Origin of the sequence: Desulfitobacterium sp., assembly GCF_034927245.1 — a bacterium.
Taxonomy (GTDB): domain Bacteria; phylum Bacillota; class Desulfitobacteriia; order Desulfitobacteriales; family Desulfitobacteriaceae; genus Desulfitobacterium_A.
The window spans coordinates 13,665-38,943 of record NZ_JAYFQK010000049.1; the positions used below are offsets into that span (position 1 = coordinate 13,665).

Consider the following 25,279-nt stretch of genomic DNA (forward strand, 5'->3'; position numbering starts at 1 on the left):
CTTATCAAGCCTAGCGTGAAACTTTAACCATGCTAGGGCGCAATACTTTTTCTTTAAGATAATATCCTTTTTGAAGTTCTTCCACAACTGTATTCTCAGGATATTCTTCCGAATCTACTTGCAATACTGCATCATGTAAATTAGGATCGAAAGCCTGGCCTACTGCTTCAATCGGTTTAAGGCCTTCTTTTTCCAAGCTTATTTTCATTTGCTTGAGAATCATCTCCACACCTTGTGAAAACGCGTTAAAATCTTGATTGGTTTGTGAAGATGAAACTGCACGCTCGAAATTATCGAGAACCGGAAGCATGGCTTCTATGACACGCTCCGCAGCATATTTTACGGTTTCCTCTTTTTCCTTTTGGGAACGTTTCCGGAAGTTATCAAATTCTGCCTGAAGGCGCTGCAAGCGTGAATAATAATCATCGGCTTGTTCTTTGCTTTGTTTGAGTTCAGCTTCTAAGGTGAGCATTTTTTCCTCCACGGATACCCCTTGAACATCTTCAAGGACTTCCTCCCCGCCGTCGTGAACTTCACCTCCAGCAAGGTTCTCCTCTGTCAAATCTGTATTTCGGAGATCCATTTCTTTTTTATTCTCTTGATTCATACTTGGGGTTTTCTCTCCCCTTTTGGTCATTTCCTTACCGCCCCTTCCTTATATCCTACGCCGCTTCGACAGAAGCTCCGTAAGAGATTTAGTCATAAAATCAACCATGGCCATCGCTTTAGCGTAGTCCATGCGTGTTGGTCCAATAACACCAATCGATCCAACCGGTTCCCCGTCAATTTGATAGGTTGCCGAAATAACACTGCAATTCTGCAGTTCCTTAACATTATTTTCTCCGCCAATCGTTACATTTAATCCGTCTGTAACCGGGACAAGGATTTTCTTAACCCGTTCATCCTCTTCAAATACCTGCAGAAGGCTTCTGACCTTTTCCACATCGCGGAATTCGGGCTGATTAAGCATGTTCAAGGCACCGTCAAGATAAACCTTATTCTTATCTTCCTCAGGTTCTTCAAACACTGTGGTAAGCAGTTCTAAGGCATGATCAATAAGTGAACGTTGACGTGTAAGCTCACTATAGATTTCATGAAGCAGATCATGACGAACATCTGTCATTGAATGTCCCTTAATCTTATTATTAAAAACATCGGCAATCCTTTGGAGCTCCTCTGCCGTTACATTGTCTCCAATATCAACAATCTGATTCTCAACTACACCATTATCCTTAACAACCACCATAATGGCTTGCCCGGGTTGATACGGAAGAAAATGCATTCGGTTAAAAGCGCTCTTCCCCCGATTAGGACTAATGACGATACTTGTCAGACTGGTAAGTTGGGAGAGAAGCTTACTTGTTTTCGAAATGACTTCTTGAATCTCAGCAATTCGTTTTGTCGTTTCTTGCTCAATTACGCTTTTCTCTTTAATGCTTAGTTTTGGATGCTCCATCAAACAATCGACATAATAACGATATCCTGCGTCTACAGGAATCCGGCCTGCAGAAGTATGAGGCTGCTCAATAAGTCCCATTTCTTCCATATCAGCCATTTCATTACGGATGGTTGCTGGAGAGATACCCAGGTCGAACTTTTTAGCAATCGTGCGTGAGCCTACGGGTTCAGCCGTAGCAATATAGTCTTGAACAATTGCACGCAGGATTTTATTTTTTCGTTCATCCATTTGCATACGCTCTACCGCCTTCCCACCGTTTGTTAGCACTCCTCTCTGTTGAGTGCTAACGGATTATGACATAAACTTATCACTCTTAACTTTAGTTGTCAAGAGGATTGCCTAAGAAAAGTCAGAGAAGGTCAAATTATTTTTGTTAAACAAATTCCTCTAAAATTCCGTTGGCTACGAACCAATAATCGGGGTTTATGCTCAGCGTTTCGTCATCGATAACCAGAACATTGGCCAATACATAGCGTTCCAAAACAGACCGGTAAATATCCCTAATATCCTGCCCAAATTCTTGCTTAAAGACTCTCAGGTTTACCCCTTCAGAAAGACGAAGCCCAAGAATGATCCGTTCAGCCATTCGATTCTGCAGAGAAAGCACTTCCGCCTCCGCTGGGTCAATCGGTAAACGATTCTGGTCTAAACACCCGGCATATTGGGTAATATCTTCAATATTCTTCGAACGAACGTTATGGGTACAAGCCACAGCACCCGGTCCAAGACCCAAATAGTCATTCCCCCGCCAGTAGCCTAAATTATGCTGGCACTCAAACCCGGGCCGAGCAAAATTCGAAGTTTCATAATGGTTATAGCCCGCCTCGCGCAGATACTTTCCGGCCCATTCATACATTTGCGCCTGAAGCTCATCCCCGGGCAGAATGGTTAATAGTTTTGGATTGCGAGCCAGCGGGGTATCCTCTTCAACCATCAACCCATAAACAGATAAGTGTTCGGGTTCAAAATGAACCGCTTTTATTAACGTTTCCTGCCAATCTTTCAATGTTTGACCCGGTAGTCCGAACATCAAATCGAGATTAAGATTATGAAATCCGGCTTCACGAATGAGTTTTACTCCCTCGTGAACATCCGTAGCGGTATGAATCCTGCCGATTTGTTTCAGTAAAGAATCGTTAAACGATTGCACGCCCAGCGAAATCCGATTGATGCCGCTTCGCTTAAGAATCTGCAGTTTTTCAGATGTCAAGGTCCCGGGATTGCTTTCAATCGTTTGTTCCGCTGCCTCAGGAATATCAAATCCCCGTTTAAGCAGAGCCAGGAATTCTGCCAACTCTGCTTCGGGAAGTGCTGTCGGAGTTCCGCCCCCAATAAAAAGAGAAGATACTCCTTTAGAAGCATCCTTTTTCCGCAGTTCAATTTCTTTTTTTAAGCCCTTAAGGTAGGTCTGAACCAACGAGTTCTCGGATTGACAGGATTCTGCACCGGCTCTTAAGGGCACGGAGTAGAAGGCACAGTAATCACATTTTCGGATGCAAAAAGGAACGTGAACATAGAGTGATGGCATGATTTCAGTCCTCTCTGATTATGGGGCGGTTTGCTGTATGTCTAATAAGGTTGAGAATGCATCTGGGGTGGTGGATTTTGTTTACACCGTTCACTCCAGGCGCTTCGCAGACCGAAGCTAAGGCACTGGCTCCATTGTTGGGGTCGCGGGTTCCCGCCGAAATCGTCTCCTGACTCTGTCGGCGGCTGCGCACGTCCTGTGCGCAGCCCTTTGCTTATAAGCAGTCGCCACTGCCTAAGCTTCGGTAGCTGCTTGCTTTAGTCGTTCTCTCCCGTAAATCAAAATCCACGTCCTAGTCTTTCTCGCTTCTTTGCATGCATTCGCAGCCGGTGGTACAAAATGTACCACGCTGCCTCTCGGGTCGTACAAGAATACCATGCAAGAGACCCTGGAAGCAGCCAAAGAGTTGCGAGTACAGATGCGAAGGCTTTAAGCGAACAGCCAGCAAACTCGGCGAAAACTGCTCTTACATCAGTGGGGCGGGGACATGAACCGAAAACCTTCAGTGATGGGTTTCGATCCTATGTGCATCCTCTTGCCTAGGAGCAGTCGCCACTGCCTAAGCTTCGGTAACTGCTTGCTAAGTCGTTCTTCCCCTTTGCATGCATAGCAGCCGGTGGTACAGAATGGACCACGCTGCCTCCCGGATCATACAAGAATATCATGCAAGAGACCCATGAAGCAGCCAAAGAGTTGCAAATACAGATGCGAAGGTTTTAAGCGTGCAGCCAGCAAACTCGGCGAAAACTGCTCTTACATCAGTGGGGCGGGGACAGGGATGTCCCCGGGCGCCGACAGAGCCATGGATGGCGATTCCGGCGCCGAACCCCGCCTGCTTTCATCCGGCAGTTTGAGCCATTAGTTTGCTCTGCGAGCGCCGTGACCGGAGCAGCTGTACTCGCAACTCGCCCTACTCATCAATCTTCAAAACCGCCATAAACGCATCCTGCGGGATTTCCACGCTTCCGACCTGCTTCATGCGCTTCTTCCCTTCTTTTTGCTTTTCAAGAAGCTTGCGTTTCCGAGAAATATCCCCGCCATAACACTTCGCGAGAACATCCTTACGCATTGCGCGCACCGTTTCCCGAGCAACGACCTTCGACCCGATCACCGCTTGAATCGGCACCTCAAACAGTTGCCGCGGAATAATTTCTCGTAATTTCTCCGCAAGCTTTCTCCCTCGGTTGGTCGCCTTATCCCTATGAACAATAAAGGAAAGCGCATCGACTAAATCCCCGTTTAAGAGAATATCGAGTTTAACGAGATTCGCCGCTTTATATCCGGATAGCTCATAATCCAAAGAAGCGTATCCTTTGGTTCGAGACTTCAGTTGATCAAAATAATCATAGACAATTTCACTTAAAGGAAGTTCATAGGTGAGGCTTACCCGGTTAACGGATAAATAATCCATATTCAGAAATGTGCCTCGTTTTTCCTGATTTAGTTCCATGATAGCCCCAACATAATCTGAAGGAACCATAATTGTCGCCTTAACCATAGGCTCCTCGATGCTAACAATCTCATCCGCAGGCGGCAGATTCGTCGGGTTGTCCACCTTCACAACTTCACCATCAGTCTTGTTTACATGGTACACCACGCTGGGAGCCGTCGTTATGAGATTAAGATCGTACTCCCGCTCCAACCGTTCTTGAATGACTTCCATGTGCAGGAGTCCGAGGAAACCGCAGCGATAACCAAAACCTAAAGCAACCGATGTCTCCGGCTCAAAAACAAGACTTGCATCATTGAGATTGAGTTTTTCCAAAGCATCCTTCAGCCGCTCATAATCACTCGAATCGACAGGATACAGACCGCAGAACACCATGGGTGTTGCTTTGCGGTAACCCGGGAGTGGAAAAAGCGCAGGATTATCCGCATCGGTAATCGTATCCCCGACTTGAGTATCTGTCACATTCTTAATGCTTGCCGCAATATATCCAACCTGACCCGCCTTTAATTCTTCAACTAAGCGCATTGCGGGTAAATACATGCCGACTTCAGTCACTTCAAAGACTCGGTTGTGGGACATCATTTTAATTTGAGTTCCTTTACCCACGCGTCCTTCCATGACGCGAACATGGGAAATTGCTCCTTTATACGCATCAAAATTCGAATCAAAAATCAAGGCCTTTAAAGGGGCACTGTCATCCCCTTGCGGCGCCGGAATTCTTTGAACAACGGCCTCCAAAATATCCTCAATGCCAATACCCGTTTTTGCCGAGGCAAGGATAGCCTCGCTGGCATCCAAACCAATGACATCTTCGATTTCCTGTTTAACGCGGTCAGGATCAGCGCTGGGTAAATCGACCTTATTGATCACCGGAATAATTTCCAGGTTGTTTTCCAAGGCTAAATAAACGTTTGCCAACGTTTGGGCTTCGATCCCTTGGGCTGCATCCACAACCAATAGAGCCCCTTCACAGGCGGCTAAACTTCGTGACACTTCATAGGTAAAGTCCACATGTCCCGGGGTATCAATCAAGTTCAGCTCGTAAATCTGGCCGTCTTTCGCTTTATACTGCAGCTTAACCGTTTGGAGTTTGATCGTAATTCCACGCTCCCGCTCCAAATCCATGGAATCGAGAACCTGGTCCTCCATCTCCCGCTTCGAAAGTGCTCCGGTATATTCAATCAGACGATCTGCTAACGTCGATTTACCATGGTCGATGTGCGCAATTATTGAAAAATTTCGTATGCGTTGTGACGCTTGTGCCACGAATTTTCCCTCATTCCGTAAATTTAATATCTAAAATATTATTATACCAGAATATGAGGGAAATCAGCAAGAAAATACACGCCCCCTCTTTAGGCTGCGCCCTTGCCGGGCGCATATTAAAAGCCTGCATCACCCAAAAGTGACGCAGGCTTCTAAGCTGTGTCAAGCGGATTCCCCGGTAATCAAAATATAATCGCCGATTGCCATTAATGTTTGATCAAAGTATGCCTGAAGTAGTTTAGAACGTTCTTCCTCAGAAAATGAATAATAGGTTCCGCATTTTCCCTGAAGAAGGATCTTACTTTCTGACCGCAAAACTTGCCGCCAAAGTTGTTGCCTTCATATTGCACTATCGGGGAATGCGATAATTTTCTCCATGCTAATTTGTTTATCCGGCTCTATCCAAAGATACTCATCGTTAAAAGACCTTATCTCTCCTTCGATAAATTGAGGCGGTTGACCTTCTAATAATAAGTCTGCTTTGGTCCTGTCAGCCAAACAACCTTTTAAATAATCGTGAAGTGCTGACATTGGCTATCACCCTCCTTTTAAAAGACATGAGGCTGGTAAAAATTTCATAGTTCAACCCCAATACTACATTCAGTAATAAGCTAAGTCAAGCAAATCGGATATGATTAACGATGGAGTTTTTTCTCAACAACCCCCAGTGTTTGGTTAAATTCCTCCATCCGCATCAGCTTGGCCTCTCCGGCAAAGATCACCGCACCGAGGACAGTTCCCGTAATCAGGATGATGATTGACCCCACCGTACCCGAGCCTAAATAAGGGGTCAGCCATTTCGCCCAAATCGCTACGGCACCCCCCATGACGAGAGACGCAGCTAATGTTTTCAGAGTCGTCTGCAGAATCCTTATGCCGTCAATATGTTTCAGCCGTTTACGTAAAACATAGAAAAGCATGATCATATTAACGATCGCCGCTAAAGAGGTGGCAAAAGCCAAACCACCGGCCTGAAGCGGGTTAACAAGCAAAAACATAAAAACAACATTGGCGATCATCGAAATAACCCCTAAAATAACAGGAGTCCAAGTTTCCTGCAGCGCATAGAACATTCGAGGCAGAATTTGAATGACCGATTGAGCTGAGATGCCCACGCAAAAAAAGAAAAGAGGGATAGCCGTTGCTAAGGTATCCTCTGCCGTAAAGGCTCCATGCTGAAATAGAACCCTAATTAGGGGATAGCGTAAAACGATCATCCCTATTGAAATCGGTACAGTAATAAATATGACCATTCGTACGGCGCTCGAAGAGGTGGCGATGAACTCTTTCCAATGTTTAAGAGCCGCATGTTCATTTAATGTAGGGAAAGCTGCCACAGCGATAGCAAATGCAAAGATTCCGACCGGGAGCTGGAACAAACGATAGGAATACCAAATTGAAGTAATACTTCCTGCAACGAGATGCGAACCGAGATTCGAATTGACTACAACCTGAATCTGGTTCAAAGCATAGCTTAAAATTATGGGAACAGCCAGTGTCGCTATCCGCTTCACTCCCGGATGATGCCAGTCAATAATGGGGTAATACCGTAGACCAACCCGGCGCAAGGCCGGAATTTGCACAACAAAGTTCATCAATGCCCCGACCACAACCCCGATTGCAAAACCGGAGATCGTTTCCGGTTTGTCCGGTCGTGCCAGAATAATTCCGAAGAGAATGATACAAGCATTATAGAGCACGGTTCCTAAGGCAGAGGGCCAAAATATTTTATAGGAATTGAGAACTCCCATAGTAATTCCGCTTAAAGCCAGAAGCAAAGGCTGGATCAAAATAATCCGGGTTAAATGAATGGCTAAAACCTTATTTTCTTCCGAAAATCCTGGAACTTGCAATTGAATGAATTGGGGAGTGAAAATCAGGGCTAAAACTACCAACACACCCAAACCGATAAAGATAAGATTGACAACGGAGCTTACAACACGCCAGCCTTCCTCTTCATTATTTTTATGGATATATTCAGAGAACACAGGTATAAAGGCAGAGCTTAACACTCCGCCCACAAGCAGCCAATAAATCAGATCGGGAAGAATAAACGCAGTATTGTAAGCATCAGTGGCACTGGTTTTGCCAAAATAACCGGCCATGATCGATTCCCGGAAAAAGCCCAGAATTCTTGAGGCTAACTGCGCCACCATCAATAGTCCGGCCGCTTTTGCTACAGTTTTTGTCGCTGACATACCTTCTGTCCCCTTCAATCGTTGTTCGGAAAAGTATAATGCTTAACTTTAAAATTATACCATCTTTTAGATTAAGGGGGAAGAAGAGTCAAGCTAATGATTTTTGAGCCAATCTGCGAGTACATCGGCTAAGGCCTCAGCCGCCCCATTAGCCTCCTCCGGCGTATTGAGCTGACTTCCGATCTCTAAAAGCAAGGCCCCGTCGGCAAGGTGTTGGTTATAGCGCGCATCGGAAGCGTACCTGATCCGCGTATCGAATAAGCCCGGATATTTATTCTCAGCGATAGAAATCAGCCCCTCGGCAACCTCCAGATTTTTCTTCCAGTGAGGATTTTTCTGCCCGATAACAATCATAATTTTTCCGACTTTTTTGTCATTGATCGTCGTTGTTGCTTTACTCACATTGGGCGGAAGTCCATCACGATGCAAATCAATCAGCAGCTTCAGAGATGGGTTGTCCTGCAAAAGTCGAGTTGCGGTAAGGATAGATTTACTATAGGCATGATTGAAATCTACGGCATCATGAATCTGTAAAGCTTGCTGAGTCGGTATGCCTTTTTTGTCAAGTGCCTTTTTTAACGTTGTCCCGACGGTTACAACATCGCCATTTTCGCCCTCCCGTCGTTCGGGACCGCCGTCTCCCGTATACCCTTCCGAATTATGGGTGTGATAAATGCCGACAAGCGCCTTGGCACTTCCCGGGCTGGGTTGGGAATTAGGAGTTTGATCTTGCGAATCTCCCTGATGATTCCCTGAATCCTGAGGAATAGGTTCGAGACTCGGGCCCGAATCCAATCCCTCAAATTCAGGGTCCTTCGGATTATAGGCCCATCCAATCCAAGCTGGGCCCCCAGGCGGTGGAGTAAAATAACTGAAGAAATAGGTGCGAGTATCTGACAAATTAACTCCCGTCAACAAGAACATTCCCAGTGATGCTCCTTGATTCCGAACTTGATCTAGGTGGGGACGTTCGGGAGCAGAATATCCCGGGATTCCTTCCATTAGAACTGCTTCAAACGGGAATTCCTGCTGTACCAATAACTCAACAAGCTGACGAGAACTTCCTTGTTCCAATGCATAAATAAATAGTCCTAAGAAGAGGAGAGCCAGTAAAACAAAAAGTATTCCACGTGCCCAACGCGAGGTCGGCCAAAGTTTCCATTTTAAATGAATTTTTGGGTGTAACAAAAGACTTGTCCTCCTTTCCTTTATTAAAGGAATATGAAGGACAAGTCTCTGTTAGAACAGATTGTTCTCTTAACGCAGTTCTGTGGGAACAAAACTATCCACAATTCCAATGACCAAGGAAGCCAGCAAAGCCCCAAAGATTGAAACTCGAATAGCTCCCGGAACGATAAATTGGGTTAGATAAATAACAACTGCAGCGGTAATAAACCCAATTGTCCCGCGGTGAAGGCGTGTAATCTTTTCTTTGCCGAAGGCAAGCTCGACAACATAACCCAAAACAGCAATGACTACAGCGGCAATCAGCGCACCTGTAAATCCGGCTACCCTCAGACCCGGAACAAAGTAGCTCGTCAGGAGCAAAACGATCGCAGAAACAATAAACCGAACAATCATACCTAACATAAAAAGCCCTCCTATCTTTATTGACCTAAAATTTTTGACTTAGACTTCAGAATATAGTCTGAACAAATTTCTTTTATTTTATCCGAAAGAATTTTTCCGGAAGTTTAGGTTTAGCTTCAACCTTTCGCCTTTCGATGTTTTTCGAGATTCAATCGATTATTTCTTGAATTATTCATTAATGGATGTTAGAATGTAGGTTGTGTAAACTGTTGGAAAGTTTAAATCCAAAGGGGGTGACCACCAGTGCCAAATATTAAGTCCGCTATTAAAAGAGTTGAATTGACCAAAGCTCGCGCGCTTAAAAATGCTGCCGCTAAATCTACTTTACGGACAACACTTCGTCGTTTTGATGAATCCTTAAGCACAGACGCCGAAACCGCTAAAGTAGCTTTAAGCAAAGCAACCCGCGCTTTGGATAAAGCTACTACCAAAGGGTTAGTTCATAAAAACACGGCTGCCCGCAAAAAGTCCCGTTTATGCAAACGTTATGCGCAGCAATTCGCACAAGTCGGCTAATAATTGCTTTTAACTAAGTTATTTATAAACGACATAAAAAAAGTGGCGTTAAAGGCGCGGTTTAATAGGGAAACTTGTTGAACCATACCCCAAACCGATACGGAAATGCAAAAGAGAGGTGTTGTCCCGCAAGGGATAGCACCTCTCTCTTATTATTTTTTGAAGAGAACTAAATCATTTATTACTTAATGCACAAGTCTGAATAATGTATTGCTAAACGTTATACAATAGAATACAATATTTAAAAGGAAAGGTGGTGCTATGCTATTATGGCTGCTAAAACAGCAAATGTCCTTGCCCGTGTCGAGCCGGAAATAAAGGAAAAAGCAGAAGCGATCATGTCAAAACTGGGGATTCCGGCTTCCGTTGTAATCAATATGCTCTACAAACAAATCGTCATGACGAAGAGTATTCCGTTCTCTCTGTCAATCCCCACTGCTCCAATGGCGATTGATGAAATGGACGCGACATTTAACGCAATCATGCAAAAAGGGTTAGACGAAGCAAAGGCAGACCGTTCTCGCCCTGCTTCAGAGGTATTTTCAGAGTTAAGGCGAGAATTATAATTGATGGCAGATAAGACATACTTTGTTAAAATCACCACTCTGGCAGAGGAACAAATGCAAGCAATCGTTAAATACATTGCTTCCGAGTTAAAGGCTCCCAAAGCCGCCCTACGTTTGCTTGATGAAATTGAAAGTGCAATTTCATCTCTATCTCAATTTCCCCAGCGGGTAGCATTGACAGAAGACGAACCGTGGCGAAGCTTAGGAATTCATAAAATGCCAGCTAAGAACTTTCTCGTCTACTATTGGATTGACGAAGAAAATATTAAGGTTCAGGTTACTGCCATTATTAATGGCAATCGTGACCAGCTAAATCAGCTTTCACAGATGGATATGGAATAAACAAAGCGAGGAAGCTATCCGAAAAGATAACATCCTCGTTTTATTTTGGAAAATGTGTCTAATGATTCGCTGCTCTTTTTACTAAAATTTCACAGGGTACAGAATTTCGCCACCATCAATTCCAGCAGGAATGTCGCCTCACCTTTGCCTGTTTTAATTCCTAATTCCGCAGTTAAGCATTCCTGAAGCGCTGTCACCAAATGCTGCCAACTCAGTTTTTCAGACTGTTTCCAAACTTTTTGTGCTTCATAAGGCTTCATTCCCAATAAACGAGGAGCGTCATGTACGTTTCCGCCCTTTTGCCGCAAGGCTTGAGTCCCAAGAAGCATCCGCACCTGCCGAACCATAAGGGTCAAAACTTTAAGGGGGTGCTCCTGACGCAGTACTTGATGAAGCTTTTGCAAAGCGAGTGCACTCGAACGTGCGGCTACAGCATCTAAAAGTTCAAAAATTGTGGCCTCAGACGTTTGCGGAACAATTTCCTTAATATCCTCTGCTCGGATCATTTCCCGATCTCCGACATATAACACAAGTTTATCAAGTTCTTGGCTTAGCACTCCCGGTTGATGCCCAGCCCATTCTAAGAAAAGCGTTTTAACATCGGAACGCATTTTTTTCCCTCGTTCCTTAAGCTCATCATCCAGCCAAACGTGCCAGTCTTGAACCCGTTTCGGCGCAGTGAATTCCACAATTACACCGGCTTGCTCGACGGCTTTGTAGAACTTACGTCCTTTATGTACACTATCCGCTAAAAACAAAAGACATGTTCCCGGATTAGGGTTCTTAAAATATTCAAAAAAGGGATCTAAATTGTTCCCCTGTCCCTCCTGAAAATAGGGAATATCCTCAACGATCAACAACCGACCCTGAAAAAAAGAAACCGTATTGGCAGATTCAATAATTTCAAGGGGTGTCACATTACGAGCCGACAGAACTTCAATCCCGCTCCCGGAAGGGTCCGTCTCCAAATAAGAGCTTTTGAGAAGCTGAATTGCCTCCTGAAGAAGGTAATGCTCTTCACCATACCAAAGATAAACCGAAGGAAGGCCGGTCTGGATTGCTTGCTTAATTTGTTCGATTTCTCGCATTTATTTACCCCCTCCCCCTTTATTCTAAAGAAAACTTGGCTTGCGCCAAGCTTCTAGAGCAGGCGGAAGCCTTAGTTGCACTTATGCTATCTGCCCAAAACTTATCTTTCTGTTAGTATAAACAAAAAGAACCCCTCCAGCAAGTGAAGGGGCAAAAGAAAGAGGAGGAGAAAAGAGATGTTCCTCCCTATTCTTACCGAGATAAGGCTTTTTATACCATAATAGGAAAATAAATATTTTTCTATTATAAACGTCCTTTATTATGAACACTTTCTATTACGAACGATCTTCAAGATCGACTTCTTCGAGGGAAATCAATTTCGTTTTGTGCTTAATTTTGTAGGCTAACCAAACAACGAAAAAGGCGATTAAGCCAATGTAGGACACAAACATCGAGTTCCAATCAATACCCTCCGCTGAAAGGGCTTGATAACCTTGTCCAATAATAATGAATATGCAAAGGACTAAAGCTAAAATCGGCCCGGTAGGGAAATTTTTAGCAACATAAGGCAAATCTTCTAAATCTCGTCCCTGAGCAAGATAGGCCTTTCGGAAACGATAATGGGCAATTGCAATACCGACCCACGTTACAAATCCAGCCATACCCGAAGCATTCAATAACCAAATATACACAACGCCATCTCCAAAGTAAGAAGCCAAGAAAGCGAGTGTTCCAACTAATGATGTAATAATCAGGGCATTGACCGGAACCCCTCTGTTATCCAATTTTCCTAAGAATTGCGGAGCTTTGCCATCACGCGCTAAATCCCAGAGCATACGCGTTGATGCGTACATTCCTGAATTACCCGCCGATAATACAGAGGTTAAAATAATTGCATTCATCACTGAAGCAGCAAAGGCGATACCCGCTCTTTCGAAAACTAAGGTAAACGGACTAACCGCTATATCCTCACTTAAAAGGCGAGGGTCTGTAAATGGAATAATCATACCAATGACGAAAATCGCTAAAATGTAAAATAAAAGAATCCGCCAGAATACAGATTTGATCGCTTTAGGAATATCTCTCTCCGGGTCTTCACTTTCACCTGCTGTGATGCCGAGAAGTTCCGTGCCTTGGAAGGAGAACCCCGCAACCATGAAAACGCCAAGAATACTAAAGAATCCCCCATGGATCGGCCCGCCATCCGCGAAGAAATTCGTAAATCCAATCGGATCATTGCCGCCCATAATTCCCAGAATGATGAGAATACCAACGATAATAAAGACAATAACCGTAACCACTTTAATCATGGCAAACCAATATTCCGCCTCACCAAAGCCTTTAACAGACAGATAATTGAGCAGAAACATAACAACCAAGGCTATTCCGCTCCAAAAAAAAGAAGGACTATCTGGAAACCAAAACTTCATAATTAAAACGACGGCCGACAATTCGGCTGCGATAGTAATCGCCCAGTTATACCAGTAATTCCAGCCAATGGCAAAACCGAAGGCTGGGTCGACAAACCGGGTCGCGTAAACGCGGAAAGAACCCGCTACCGGAATATAGGCAGCCATCTCCGCGAGACTTGTCATTAAATAATAAACCATAACGCCAATAGCTGCGTAGGCAATCAGTGCTCCGCCAGATCCGGCTTGGTGAATCGCTCCGCCACTGGCCAGGAAGAGACCGGTTCCAATCGTTCCCCCTAAAGAGATCAAGGACAGATGACGGGATTTTAAACTTCTTCTCAACTGAGTCTCATGAGTCTGCAATGTTACATTTTCCACCAATTCAATTCCTCCTATTTATTAGGGAAGGAAAGCATAAAAAAACAGCGTCAAAAGATCGACGCTGTTTATCATTTATAAACCCGCTTAATCCTTCCGAAGATAGCCCTCCACGTTTTGACTAAAACGTGACAGTAATGGCCCTATTCGGTGCCATCACCAGCCTGATCAGCCAAGGAATTGATCAAGCTTCGGCAACTTATCCTTTCAAATAAAATCATTGATATCCAAGGTATCTCATTTATCCTACTCTAATAAGCCGCAGCCTCTACCTCATCGGTGAATGAGGAAGTATCTATATTCATATCCTTGATGATTATAGAACATAACGCGCATCCACGCAATGGATTGTTATGGAAGCACTTCAATCCCTTTCTTATCAAGTCTCACTCGAATTGTTCCCATATCATCCGTTCGATAAATCGGAATCTGACGGTCTTCCCAATACTTAAGGACATTAGAATTGGGATGGCCAAACGAATTCTTGCCGACAGAGATGATTACCGTTTGGGGATCAATCTGATCAAGCCAATCCGTGACCAAAGAGAACCGACTCCCGTGATGGGGGATTTTAAAAAGATCGGCCGAGAAATCCTGCCCTGTCTTCATGATCTCTTCCATTTCTTCTTCCTCCATATCGGCTGTAAGCAGAACGCTTTGACCGTATGGGCTTTCCAAACGAAGGATAATCGAATTATTGTTCTCATCAGAATGAGTTCCCTCTAAGATCCCCCCGGGGGCCAGGACACTAATTTGAACCTCTGAGTCGAGGACAAGGCGATCACCGGCCGTCATTTTTCTGACGCCTTTTTGAGCTAATTGAGTGACAAGTTCCGGAGTGAGTCCCCTTTCCTCCCCCCAGCCTTTCTCCCCGGATTTCGTCGCATCTTTTTTCGCTTCGAGACTCAGCCAATCCTCCCCATTCTCAGGTATCCCCACCCAGTCAACCGGTATTGCCCCTAAAATCGCACCCGCTCCCCCGACATGATCTGCATGAGCGTGAGTGAGGATGAGCGCATCCAGGCGGTTAATCCCCTTTTGCAGAAGATAGGGCAAAACAATCCTCTCACCCGCATCAAAGCGTGATGTCTTCGGCCCGGTATCGACTAAAACTCGCGCTCCTTTCGGTGTTTCGATCAGAATACTGTCCCCTTGCCCCACATCAATAAACGTAACCTCAAGCGCATGCGGGGTATTCCAAGGACTCCAGAGTAAAAGCAAAACCAGAAAAATAAGAACAATACGTTCTCCCTTTAAACCGAATAAGGCAGCCTTTTCCCATAGTGCTCGATCTAGTTTAAGGCTTATAACTTCGGGAAATTCCTTATCTACCGGGAACGGCAATACTTTCTTTACCATACCGAAAATCTGTACACCAAGGAACCCAAGCCGCCGCCGTAAGCTGCGTACCCATACTTGAAGCGTAAATCTTACCCTTTCCTTCCCGATGAGTTGAACAGAAATTCCGCCATACCAGCACACCCAAAAAAGAATACCGGGGTTAACCACCCAAACATCAGCCAAAGGCATACGTGCCAATTGAAAGAGAATCCCACTTATCACCTCAAGCAGCCATAGACTCACCTGAAAAAGCGGCAGCGCCGCAAACGGCAAAAACGAAAAGATAACCCCGATTATCCCCAGTTGAAAAATACTTCCAAGGATAAAAAGAACTCCAAGATTGGCAATCACTCCAATCAGGGATAAGCGATGAAAGGTTGAGATCAGAAACGGCAAGGTTGCAATTTGGGCGGCACACGTTGTGGTCAAGGCAATCTTTAACGCTGGCGGCCAGCTTTTGATCCGTTGAATCTGCATCAACCTTGGACTTAAAACAATAATTCCCCAAGTTGCCATAAACGATAATTGAAACCCGATATCTTTTAGATTCAAAGGCTGCCAAAAGAATAAAATAAGGGCAGCCAGCAAAAGCCCGCGCAAAGAATGGCTTCTACCCGATCCTAATCTTCCAAGCAGTACCAGAACACCCATCAGCGTAGCTCTAAGAATGGGCGGATTACCTCCGCACAGAATTGCGTAAAACACTAAGACAAGAATTGTAATACCCGTCCTGGGGAGGGACGGCAGAAACCTTAAAACTCCCCAGCATAAAATAAAAAGGAAAGCAACGTTTGAACCCGAAGCCGAGAATACATGATAAACTCCCGTAATCCGGTATTGTTCCAGATCCTCCTCTGGAATCCGGCTCGTATCTCCAAAGAGAATTCCCTCCAACACCCCCGTTTGCGATGAGGAAATTTGCTCCAATAATTGTCGGACCCGGGAGCGAAGGGTCCAACTGAACGGCGGGTCTCCCGGTGTAATAATCTCGGCATTGCCCTTGGCCGTGATTCCTCCGGAAAACCCGCGTACCGCATAATAGAGCGGTAGATCAAATTGTCCGGCCGTTCCCGGGGGTTTGGGTTGTTCTATTTTTGCCGTAAAACGAAGGGTATCGCCGGGTCGAACCAATGTCCATCCCTCAGGCAGTTCACCCCCTGCGTTAGGATAAACCTTGAGACGATATTTCTTACCGCGGAAATTGCCTTGCCCTTGTTTCTCAGTCGTTTGAGAATCGTCGATAATTACAAAACTTCCCGTTGCCCCATCCTCACCGGTGTTCCAATCCGTTAATTCGCCGGTAACTTGGACACGATCCAGAACTAGGGGCGGCTCTATATTTAGACTTCCCATATAGCCATAGAGAAGGCCGGCTAAAACCCCGGCACCAAGGATCAAAATTTCCGGACGAAAAGAGAGACCCCAGAAATCGCGGGGTCTCCACAAAACAATCCGCAACGCGAGCATGACAAAAACCCCCAGAACAAAAAGGCGTACGGATTCCGGGGTATAGACACCGATAAGCCCCCCAAGAAGAAGTGAGGCTATTCGCCTAGTCCAAAGATCACTCATGGGCCAACAGTCAGCATCGAAGCCATTTTTTCATAGGTCTTTGCCCCGATCCCTGAGACCCCTTGTAAATCTTCCGGCTTGCTGAAAGCGCCATGCTCGTTCCGATATTGGATAATCCGTTCAGCCAGTGCGGGGCCAATCCCCGGAAGCTTATCCAACTCAGAAGCTCCGGCGGTGTTAATATTGATTAGATTTGAGCCTGTTCCAGAAACATTATTAGCAGTATTTGCTGTATTAGCAGCATTAGACGTATTAGCTGTATTGGCTGCATTAGTACCATTTGGGCTATTTGCCCCGATACCGCTTTGATTCGTAGAATTCTGCCCTTCCGGAAGCTGGGCGGCAGGTTTATACGGAACATTTATTTTCTGGCCGTCTTTGAGTTTCTCCGCCAAATTCATCAGATCGATATTAGCCTCAGGCAGAAGCTTGACATGATCCAAAGCATCATTGAGCCGGGCATCGACAGGCAAGTGAACAAGTCCGGGTTTTTCAACGGCACCGGCAATATAAACCACAATTTCCCGATTTGAACTTGTTTTTTCGAGGGAAACTGCCGGTTTATGCGGCAAGAAGAACTTCCAACCTGCTGCAACAAGCAAAATGACCAAAACTCCCCACCATATGTATCGCATTTTCCGCTCCATACCCTTGCCCCCCCCAAAAGCCCGCATGATATCCTGTTCTTCTCTCCTTTTCCTTAGATTTCCTCCCTCGAATTTCGCAAAGTCCTGTCGATTCCTTGAATATACCTCAATCCAAACAAAGGGTTCCATAGAATGAACTTACCGTTCATACTACAGAACCCTTGACTTCTTGATTTCTTAATTTCTTTATTCTACTTCACAACTACGTTTACGAGTTTACCCGGTACCGTAATCACCTTAACGATTTCCTTACCCTTCGTCCATTCCTGAAGTTTTGGCAAGTTCCGTACGGTTTGCTCCAGCTCTTGAGCTGAAATCTCAGCGGGAACCTGAATTCGATCCCGCAGCTTTCCGTTCACTTGCAGGATTACTGTAACTTCATCCTGAACCAAAGCCGATTCATCCACTTGAGGCCAAGGCTGCTTATGAATACTTTCGGTATAACCCAGTCCCGCCCAAAGTTCTTCAGTGATATGGGGGGCAAACGGTGCCAGCGTTATAATAATGGTTTCCAGCGCTTCACGCTCAACTTCGGGATTAGCCTTTGGCTGTTCTTTGTAAAGATAAAGAGCATTGACCAATTCCATAATCGAGCTTACTGCCGTGTTAAAGTTAAAACGGGTTCCGATATCTGACGTTACCTTTTGAATCGTCAGATGGGTTTGCCGACGCATTTCCTTGGCCGAAGCATCGAGTTTGCCAAAGCTCTGTTCACGGTTTCCTTTCGTGCCTTGAACAGCGTCCGCAAATTGTCCCACTAAACGCCAAACGCGGTTTAAGAAGCGGAAGCACCCTTCGACCCCTTGATCGCTCCATTCAAGATCCCGTTCCGGCGGCGCAGCAAACAGAATAAAGAGACGCGCCGTATCTGCGCCATATTTTCCGATAATTTCTTCCGGACTGACAATATTGCCCTTCGACTTGGACATTTTTGAACCATCCAGGCAAACCATACCTTGCGTCAGCAGATTCTCAAACGGCTCATCCACTTTAAGATAACCAAAATCGCGTAACGCTTTTGTAAAGAAGCGAGAGTAAAGAAGATGCAAAATAGCATGTTCAACCCCGCCGACATACTGGTCGACATTCATCCATTGATCAACAGCTTCCCGAGAGAAAGGCAGGGTATTGTTTTTAGGATCGGTATAACGAAGATAATACCAAGAAGAACACATAAATGTATCCATGGTATCTGTTTCACGTTGAGCCTTACCGCCGCATTGCGGACACGTTGTTTCCTTAAAACTCTCAGACGTCGCGAGTGGATTTTCTCCGGCTTTGAAAACAACATCATCGGGAAGCAGCACCGGGAGTTGATCCTGGGGAACAGGTACGATTCCGCAATGCTCACAGTTCACCATCGGGATCGGTGCACCCCAGTAGCGTTGACGTGAGATCAGCCAATCCCGCAGGCGGAAGTTCACTTTGCGCTCACCAAAGCCATCCTGCTCTGCTTTATCACACATTTTCACCATGGCTTCCCTATTGTTCATCCCATTATATTCCCCGGAATTCACCATCACTCCATCTTCATGGTTTGCCTCTTTAACAGGTTCATCTTTGGCTTCCGGAGACTTTCCTTCAGGCAAAATCACGCGGCGAATGGGCATCTGATATTTCGTTGCAAACTCAAAGTCCCGTTCATCATGGGCCGGAACCCCCATAACCGCGCCTGTTCCGTATTCAAAGAGGACATAATTGGCAATCCAAATCGGAACTTTTTCCCCGCTATAGGGATTGATGCAGTAGGCACCTGTAAAAAGTCCCTCTTTTTCGGTCTCGCTGGAGGTTCGGGCAATTTCATTTAAACCTTTCATTTTATCAATAAAGGCCTGAACATCTATTTCATATTCGGTTCCTGCGACAAGTTCCTTAACCAGCGGATGCTCAGGGGCCAAAACAACATAGCTTACGCCAAAAATCGTATCGACTCGCGTGGTATAAACGCGGATCTTATCGCTGCGGTTTTCAACTTTAAAATCAACTTCTGTTCCTTCCGAACGGCCGATCCAGTTTCGCTGCATTGTTTTAACCTTTTCCGGCCATCCCGGCAGTTTATCCAAGTCATCGAGCAAGGATTGCGCATAATCCGTAATTTTAAAGAACCATTGCTCCAAATCCTTTTTCGTCACCGGTGTATCGCAACGCTCACAAGCCCCTTCCACAACCTGCTCATTGGCAAGAACGGTCGCACAGGAAGGGCACCAGTTCACAGCCGCCTTTTTCTTATAAACCAAACCGTGTTTATAAAACTCGAGGAACATCCACTGGGTAAACTTGTAATAATCCGGGTGGCATGTTGTCACTTCACGATCCCAATCATAAGAGATTCCCATTTCCTGAAGCTGTCGCCTCATATTCGCGATATTTTTCCATGTCCATTCTGCCGGAGGGGTCTGATGCTTAATCGCTGCATTTTCCGCCGGCAGTCCAAAGGAATCCCAGCCAATCGGATGAAGCACATTGAAGCCCTGCATCCGTTTAAAACGAGCAAGGACATCGACAATAGAATAATTGCGGACATGCCCCATATGAAGATTACCGGAGGGATAAGGGAACATCGCTAAGGCGTAGAACTTAGGTTTATCTGAATGATCTTCTGCCTTATACGCTTTTTCTTCCAGCCATTTTTTCTGCCATTTCCGCTCAATCTCAGCAAATGAATACTTTTCCTGCATAAAAACTTCCTCCTTAGAAATCTACTGAAGATAAAATAATAAGCCCTCATCCCCAAAGGGACGAGAGCCTGCTCCCGCGGTACCACCCAATTTTATAATCCACTTCAATCGCTTTTAACGGCTCGCACCGGTATCCATTATAATCTGGACACAGCTCCGGGGTGAGTTCACCAAGCTTTTAGAGCAGCTTGCACCATCCGCTGCCTCTCTATATCCCAAACTCTTGATTACTATTCCCTTTCGACGCTTTTGACTATTAAACAAACATATTATATCTATAATAGTATAGTCTTCCTTAATGTGTCAATCTTAAACTTAGACTCAAAATTACAACTAAATACTGAAGGAAACTTCTTTTGCATCTCCCCATAAACGCTCAAGATGATAAAAATCACGTTGATCCGGAATCATAACGTGGATTACGAGATCTCCGGCATCGATTAACACCCATTTCGCTTCAGGCAGTCCTTCCACATGTAAAACTGAAACTCCGCACTTAGGCAGTTTCTCCAGAAGATTATCGGTTATAGCCTTCACTTGTGTTGTCGTGTTACCGGTAACAATCAAAAAATAATCGGTAACTGTCGATATTCCCTGTAAATTTAAGAGTATAGGATCATGTCCCTTTTTCTCTTCGATAACTTTTAATGCATCTTGTAATTGCTTATCTGTAAGCAAATTAAATCCTCCTTTTCAAATCCTCGTAGGCTTTTAAAGTAAGCGGATGTATAATCAGCTTTTTCTGTTGAAGGTATTCTATGGTATGTTCCATACAAGCCAAAGTTCCCTTTTCTAAATCATCATACAAGGATTGACGCAATTTGTCCACTTTCGGAAAATCACGGCCGGGTTCAACCAAATCGGCGCTATAAATCAGCATTTCCAATCTCGACATACCGGGAGTTCCTAACGTATGATGAGCTATGGCCGCGCAGATTTCCGGACTTATCTTCTTTTCCTTTTCCAGCCAGTAAGCCGCAATCGGACCATGCAGGACATAAGGCGCTGATTCATCTTCCGAATATTTTATGAGTCCCCAGTTTTGGGCAAGCTCGACTTGCCGCTTGAGAGGAACTTCCTTTGCCAAATCATGCAGATAAGCAGCAATCAAGGGTTCTTCCAGTTCCATGGCATTCAACATAGCCAGCTTACGTGCCATTTCGGCTACACCTTCGGTATGCTTAAAACGTTTTTGTGACATTGATTTTTGGGCTAAAGATCGTGCTTCGCTGACATTCAATTTTTTCCAAATCCCTTTCAAAAATATCAAAATACAAAGTGAATCTATAATAGCGAGAAGACCCTTCTCACTTGTCATTCGGAAAGGGTCTTCTCGTTAGAAACCTTAGTTTAATACTGTTGCTTGGGCTTTGCCTCATTTACAGTGAGAGGACGTCCTCCAAAATCCTTGCCGTTTAGATCCTGGGCCATACGTTCCGCATCATCATCGCCGACTTCGACAAACCCAAATCCTCTCGAACGCCCTGTTTCCCGGTCAGTGATGATCCGGCTGCTAACAACCTCACCATATTGCGTGAAAAAGTTGGAGAGATCTTCTGTAGTTGTGTTCCATGGTAGATTTCCTACATATAGTGTCTTAGACATGTGTACTGTCACCTCTTATTTCTGAATTCGTTTTTAGTATTGGCAAAACCTGATGAACTATGCAAGCGTTTTCATCTCAAACCTTGGGGTTAATCACGGTATAAACCCTTCTCCTTAATATACAAACGTACCGGCTCCGGTAAAAGGTAACGAATCGACTGTCCCTTTTTAACCCTTGCCCGAATATCTGTCGAAGAAATAGCAAGTGCCGGCACTTCTAAGGAATGCATTCTTGCGTAAAACTCCGGATACTCTTGTTGGATTCGCTTTAAAAAGGTATCGGCATCAAACCCCGGTCGCGAGGCCCCGATAAATTGGGTTAAAGCTAAAACCTCATTAGGATTATGCCACGTAAAAATCTCTCGGAAAGCATCCGCTCCCGTTATAAAATACAGCTCAAAGTCTGAATATTGTTCCTGCATCAAGCGAAGTGTATCCACCGTATAGGTAAGTCCCATTCGGTCAAGCTCAATGCGAGAAATATCAAACAGCTCGTTATCGGCGATTGCTAAAGATACCATAGCGTAGCGATATTCGGAACAAGTAATTTTTCGCCCCCTCTTATGCGGCGGAATCCCTGTTGGAATAAAGATAACACGTTCAAGCGCGAATTCATTCCGGGCCATTTCCGCGGCAACAAGATGCCCATAATGAATCGGGTCGAATGTACCTCCCATTATTCCCAGTCGTTTACGACTTAACGGTTTCTGATGGGTTTTATTCATCATATTCCTCTTTACACTGTTACTTATCTTATTTATATTACATATCTTACATATCTTACTTATGTTACTTATCTAACCTTTCTTACTTCTCTTATCTTGCCGATTCCGCTTATTCCGTCAGCAACCTTAATCAAGCTTTGATTGAATTAATATTAGCATATCTTAACTAAATATTCTATATATACAATTCTCTTTAAATCCTCAGCTGTTTCATCAAATTGTCGCTGAGCAGAACGAATTTTTCGCCATACGCATTTCCCATAAAGGCCTGAATCGTTATTCCGACCGTACTTGAAAGCGCTAAAATCTCTAGCCCGCTCGCATAAGTTGGAGTCAGCAACCCAATGATGGGTAAGGCAAGACCAAAAACTACCCATACCGTTATCGCCGAACGCTTTGGCCTCCACATCAAGAATAAGGATACTCCGGCCAGTAAGAGTGAAATTCCTATAATACTGTTAAATTCCATGCTCAAAACCATTGCTTTGATCAGCAATGAAGCCGCAATGAAAACCACTAAGGTAAAAACGAAGCACCTTCGGAAACTGGAACAATGGGCCCCGCCGGAAAATATCCTTAACGCTAAAGCCGAGATCATAATCATAAAAGTGTATAAAGCCGTCCCCAGAAAGAAGGCTGCGCCAACGGTCAGGATCAGTTCACTAGCCACCCCAAGCACCAAAGATAAGCCATATTCTGCCTTTGCCTTTTGAATCGGGTCCATCTCAACCTCTTTTAATAAGCGATTGGTCATCCGATGGGATACACTTTCCAGATCAAACAAAAGCGATCAACCCTCCTCCAATTTGTGTCTGGGAATCTCAACCTTAATCCTAAATTGTCCTTCAGACGTATCTATTGTTACACTGCCCCCTAGGCGCTCGCTCAACCTTTTGACAATAAAAAGGCCATTGCCCCTTCCTTCCCCTTGTTTCGTACTAAAACCCTCCCGAAGAAAAAGTTCGGGGGAATTTGGACTGCTTTTGGGTAAAGCATTCGTACATTCAAAAATATAGTCCAGAGGATCTTTTTGAAAAGTAAGCTTGATTATTCTCTCATCAGGATCAAGCTCTTGAACCGCTTCAAGCGCATTGTTGATAATATTGCCCAAAATCTCTACCAAATCTAAGATGTTCTTTCTGCTGCTTTTAATATAATTTCCGATGATTAAATCCACTTGCGTATCTTTTCTTTTGGCTTCATTGACTTTTGCGGAGAGCAAAACATCAATTTCATCCATCCCTGTTTCTATTTTAAGCATCGTATCATTGACCGTACGAAGATAGGACACAAGATACTCTTTAAGCTCTGTATATTTACCGAGTTGTAACAAGCCAAGAACCACCGTCAGATGATTCTTTAAATCATGATGGTGTTGGCGATAAATCTGATTCTGCTCAACCAAATGATTATATTTTAAGGCTGTTGTTTTTAATTGTTCTGCTTCTAATCCACTGAGATAAAGGATTCTCATAACGATAATTGCGACCAGATTGAGTAAAACAATCAATATACCTAAAACTAACTCCATCGTCGATCCCATGGACTGAAGATACAAAAAATCTTTCATATAGTTATTGTTTAACAATATGACAATCAATATTGATTGAACGGCAAAGAAAGCAACGGCAGTCTTATAAATATTCATCATCAATTTCCTTTACATACATTTACGATTACCATAATGATTAATAAAATAGCGTATAAGATTAGATAAAGCTAACGTGGCTATAATCTGAGGTAAAAACCAGAGGAATCGTCTTGTCAAATCCGTCTCCATCGTAGTCGGATCAATACCCATTATAGTCTGGAGTGTTATAACATTGATGAATTCAATGGCTAAATACACGGAAAGCGACATAACTCCGGAAGTTATTGCTTCGTAAATCTCTAAAGATCCTACTATCTTTAGTAATAAGATACTTAATACACAAGAAAAAATAACACTCAAGATATAGTTATCATTGCTTTGCCGGTTCAAATAAATTGTTACTCCAAAAATAACGCTCATAACCACTAAGCGCTTCATCGGGGCTTTTTTTCCTAAAAGACTATACGCTAAATAAAAAAGAGTAAGGGCCTCGGGGATTGAAAATAAAAAAATACTGATGATCATTTACCACCCCTTCTCATTATAGGAACCACATATACTCTTAAGTCTCTGTCTAAATTCAGGGTAGATTTCTTTTTGCAAATAGGCGTAATACTCCTTTCCCTTAAATGATATTTCATACAATGTGCGTGTCGAAGGTTTAATCGATTCGACTAAACTTAAATTAACAATATGGGACCGACTAGACCTAAAAAACAATTTTTGATCCAACCGATTTTCCATCTTTTTAAGAGAATCTTGGCAGATAAAAGAATCATTTACACAGTTAACCCATGTTTTTTTGGCCAAAGCTTCAACCGTGAAAATATCTTCCTGCTTAATAATCCTAATTGAATCTTTACATTTGATTGTAATTTTTGATTTAGCAGAATGCAATTTGTCTTCAATTCGTTTTATCGTTTTATATACTCGATCAGTATTAAGAGGCTTGCTTATATAATCTGAAGCATAAACTTCAAAGGCATCTCTTAAGTAATTCTCGTCTGCCGTGATAAATATTATATCCATATAAGGAAAATCCTCACGAATCCTTTTGGCAACTTGAATTCCGGAAATACCCGGCAGTCCGACATCTAAAAAAAGAATATCCGGCTCAATCCTGTAAACGAGGTGCAAAAAATCCTCACCTTTCTCAAAGGAACCCATAATTTCGATACCCGGAAAAGCGGAGATTTGCCTTACTAATTCTTTTCTAAAGAAAGGATCGTCCTCCACTATGGCAACGAACAAATTATGCACCTTCTTCTCCCTTAGAAATTTCAAGAATCAATAGAAAATAAAGTGCAAAAATATCTTAATTATTTCTTACTATAACATTTTTTAATAAAAATTTCCATGAATCACCGAAACGGATCATTTTATGTA

The 25,279-nt window shown here is 44.0% G+C and carries 26 protein-coding genes, 1 riboswitch and 1 other annotated feature; of the genes, 4 read left to right on the forward strand and 22 right to left on the reverse strand.

Features of this window, described 5'->3' with window-relative positions; genetic code table 11:
- Window positions 1–10: 10 nt before the first annotated feature.
- From grpE to hemW, 3 genes are all read right to left on the reverse strand, one after another.
- Complete coding sequence (gene grpE, locus VB077_RS11765) at window positions 11–637, reverse strand: nucleotide exchange factor GrpE (protein WP_323415437.1); 627 nt, start codon at window positions 635–637, stop codon at window positions 11–13.
- A gap of 18 nt (window positions 638–655) precedes the next feature.
- On the reverse strand, window positions 656–1,693 hold the full coding sequence (hrcA, locus tag VB077_RS11770) for a heat-inducible transcriptional repressor HrcA (protein ID WP_323415438.1): 1,038 nt from the start codon (window positions 1,691–1,693) through the stop codon (window positions 656–658).
- A gap of 139 nt (window positions 1,694–1,832) precedes the next feature.
- On the reverse strand, window positions 1,833–2,987 hold the full coding sequence (hemW, locus tag VB077_RS11775) for a radical SAM family heme chaperone HemW (RefSeq protein WP_323415439.1): 1,155 nt from the start codon (window positions 2,985–2,987) through the stop codon (window positions 1,833–1,835).
- A 722-nt stretch (window positions 2,988–3,709) separates the two neighbouring features.
- On the opposite strand from hemW, the gene VB077_RS11780 reads away from it, so the two are divergent.
- Entirely contained in the window at window positions 3,710–3,841 is a 132-nt protein-coding gene (locus tag VB077_RS11780) for a hypothetical protein (RefSeq protein WP_323415440.1), read from the forward strand.
- A 56-nt stretch (window positions 3,842–3,897) separates the two neighbouring features.
- Here the strand turns inward: VB077_RS11780 and lepA are convergent, their stop codons facing one another.
- From lepA to VB077_RS11810, 6 genes are all read right to left on the reverse strand, one after another.
- The gene (gene lepA, locus VB077_RS11785; RefSeq protein WP_323415441.1) at window positions 3,898–5,703 is read right to left on the reverse strand and encodes a translation elongation factor 4; all 1,806 of its coding nucleotides are present in this window, start codon (window positions 5,701–5,703) and stop codon (window positions 3,898–3,900) included.
- A 162-nt stretch (window positions 5,704–5,865) separates the two neighbouring features.
- Window positions 5,866–6,018 carry a hypothetical protein gene (locus tag VB077_RS11790; protein WP_323415442.1) on the reverse strand — a complete coding sequence of 51 codons (153 nt, stop codon included), beginning with the start codon at window positions 6,016–6,018 and terminating at the stop codon, window positions 5,866–5,868.
- 24 nt (window positions 6,019–6,042) lie between these two features.
- A complete protein-coding gene (locus VB077_RS11795; protein WP_323415443.1) occupies window positions 6,043–6,234 on the reverse strand; it encodes a hypothetical protein in 192 nt (63 codons plus the stop codon).
- 104 nt (window positions 6,235–6,338) lie between these two features.
- Complete coding sequence (murJ, locus tag VB077_RS11800) at window positions 6,339–7,901, reverse strand: murein biosynthesis integral membrane protein MurJ (RefSeq protein WP_323415444.1); 1,563 nt, start codon at window positions 7,899–7,901, stop codon at window positions 6,339–6,341.
- A gap of 93 nt (window positions 7,902–7,994) precedes the next feature.
- Window positions 7,995–9,089, reverse strand: a complete 1,095-nt coding sequence (spoIIP, locus tag VB077_RS11805) for a stage II sporulation protein P (protein ID WP_323415445.1) — start codon at window positions 9,087–9,089, stop codon at window positions 7,995–7,997.
- Window positions 9,090–9,158: 69 nt separating this feature from the next.
- Complete coding sequence (locus tag VB077_RS11810) at window positions 9,159–9,491, reverse strand: phage holin family protein (RefSeq protein ID WP_323415446.1); 333 nt, start codon at window positions 9,489–9,491, stop codon at window positions 9,159–9,161.
- Window positions 9,492–9,734: 243 nt separating this feature from the next.
- Between VB077_RS11810 and rpsT the strand changes: the two genes are divergently transcribed.
- The 3 genes from rpsT (at window position 9,735) to VB077_RS11825 (ending at window position 10,915) form a co-directional block, all read left to right on the forward strand.
- A complete protein-coding gene (rpsT, locus tag VB077_RS11815; RefSeq protein WP_323415447.1) occupies window positions 9,735–10,007 on the forward strand; it encodes a 30S ribosomal protein S20 in 273 nt (90 codons plus the stop codon).
- Window positions 10,008–10,276: 269 nt separating this feature from the next.
- On the forward strand, window positions 10,277–10,573 hold the full coding sequence (locus VB077_RS11820) for a type II toxin-antitoxin system RelB/DinJ family antitoxin (protein WP_323415448.1): 297 nt from the start codon (window positions 10,277–10,279) through the stop codon (window positions 10,571–10,573).
- Window positions 10,574–10,576: 3 nt separating this feature from the next.
- Window positions 10,577–10,915, forward strand: a complete 339-nt coding sequence (locus tag VB077_RS11825; RefSeq protein ID WP_323415449.1) for a type II toxin-antitoxin system RelE/ParE family toxin — start codon at window positions 10,577–10,579, stop codon at window positions 10,913–10,915.
- 89 nt (window positions 10,916–11,004) lie between these two features.
- On the opposite strand, the gene holA is transcribed toward VB077_RS11825, so the two are convergent.
- The 13 genes from holA to VB077_RS11890 all read right to left on the reverse strand — a co-directional run bounded on the left by holA (window position 11,005) and on the right by VB077_RS11890 (window position 25,144).
- Window positions 11,005–12,003, reverse strand: coding sequence for a DNA polymerase III subunit delta (gene holA / locus VB077_RS11830; protein WP_323415450.1), 999 nt, complete (start codon window positions 12,001–12,003; stop codon window positions 11,005–11,007).
- Window positions 12,004–12,279: 276 nt separating this feature from the next.
- Window positions 12,280–13,734, reverse strand: coding sequence for an amino acid permease (locus VB077_RS11835; RefSeq protein WP_323415451.1), 1,455 nt, complete (start codon window positions 13,732–13,734; stop codon window positions 12,280–12,282).
- 95 nt (window positions 13,735–13,829) lie between these two features.
- Window positions 13,830–14,013, reverse strand: a riboswitch (Lysine riboswitch).
- Window positions 14,014–14,085: 72 nt separating this feature from the next.
- Window positions 14,086–16,647 carry a DNA internalization-related competence protein ComEC/Rec2 gene (locus VB077_RS11840; protein WP_323415452.1) on the reverse strand — a complete coding sequence of 854 codons (2,562 nt, stop codon included), beginning with the start codon at window positions 16,645–16,647 and terminating at the stop codon, window positions 14,086–14,088.
- Window positions 16,644–17,294 carry a helix-hairpin-helix domain-containing protein gene (locus VB077_RS11845; protein WP_323415453.1) on the reverse strand — a complete coding sequence of 217 codons (651 nt, stop codon included), beginning with the start codon at window positions 17,292–17,294 and terminating at the stop codon, window positions 16,644–16,646. The genes VB077_RS11840 and VB077_RS11845 overlap by 4 nt, the downstream gene beginning before the upstream one ends.
- 191 nt (window positions 17,295–17,485) lie before the next feature.
- Window positions 17,486–19,972 carry a leucine--tRNA ligase gene (gene leuS / locus VB077_RS11850; RefSeq protein WP_323415454.1) on the reverse strand — a complete coding sequence of 829 codons (2,487 nt, stop codon included), beginning with the start codon at window positions 19,970–19,972 and terminating at the stop codon, window positions 17,486–17,488.
- A 53-nt stretch (window positions 19,973–20,025) separates the two neighbouring features.
- Window positions 20,026–20,225: a binding site (T-box leader), on the reverse strand.
- Window positions 20,226–20,305: 80 nt separating this feature from the next.
- On the reverse strand, window positions 20,306–20,650 hold the full coding sequence (gene rsfS, locus VB077_RS11855) for a ribosome silencing factor (RefSeq protein ID WP_323415455.1): 345 nt from the start codon (window positions 20,648–20,650) through the stop codon (window positions 20,306–20,308).
- Window position 20,651: 1 nt separating this feature from the next.
- On the reverse strand, window positions 20,652–21,212 hold the full coding sequence (gene yqeK, locus VB077_RS11860; protein ID WP_323415512.1) for a bis(5'-nucleosyl)-tetraphosphatase (symmetrical) YqeK: 561 nt from the start codon (window positions 21,210–21,212) through the stop codon (window positions 20,652–20,654).
- Between the two features lie 110 nt (window positions 21,213–21,322).
- Window positions 21,323–21,577, reverse strand: coding sequence for an RNA-binding protein (locus VB077_RS11865; protein ID WP_323415456.1), 255 nt, complete (start codon window positions 21,575–21,577; stop codon window positions 21,323–21,325).
- A gap of 89 nt (window positions 21,578–21,666) precedes the next feature.
- Window positions 21,667–22,302 carry a nicotinate-nucleotide adenylyltransferase gene (gene nadD, locus VB077_RS11870; RefSeq protein WP_323415457.1) on the reverse strand — a complete coding sequence of 212 codons (636 nt, stop codon included), beginning with the start codon at window positions 22,300–22,302 and terminating at the stop codon, window positions 21,667–21,669.
- A gap of 193 nt (window positions 22,303–22,495) precedes the next feature.
- A complete protein-coding gene (locus VB077_RS11875) occupies window positions 22,496–23,086 on the reverse strand; it encodes an accessory gene regulator B family protein (RefSeq protein WP_323415458.1) in 591 nt (196 codons plus the stop codon).
- Between the two features lie 6 nt (window positions 23,087–23,092).
- Window positions 23,093–23,950, reverse strand: a complete 858-nt coding sequence (locus tag VB077_RS11880) for a sensor histidine kinase (protein WP_323415459.1) — start codon at window positions 23,948–23,950, stop codon at window positions 23,093–23,095.
- Between the two features lie 12 nt (window positions 23,951–23,962).
- Entirely contained in the window at window positions 23,963–24,418 is a 456-nt protein-coding gene (locus VB077_RS11885; protein ID WP_323415460.1) for a hypothetical protein, read from the reverse strand.
- On the reverse strand, window positions 24,419–25,144 hold the full coding sequence (locus VB077_RS11890) for a LytTR family DNA-binding domain-containing protein (protein ID WP_323415461.1): 726 nt from the start codon (window positions 25,142–25,144) through the stop codon (window positions 24,419–24,421).
- Between the last annotated feature and the right edge of the window lie 135 nt (window positions 25,145–25,279).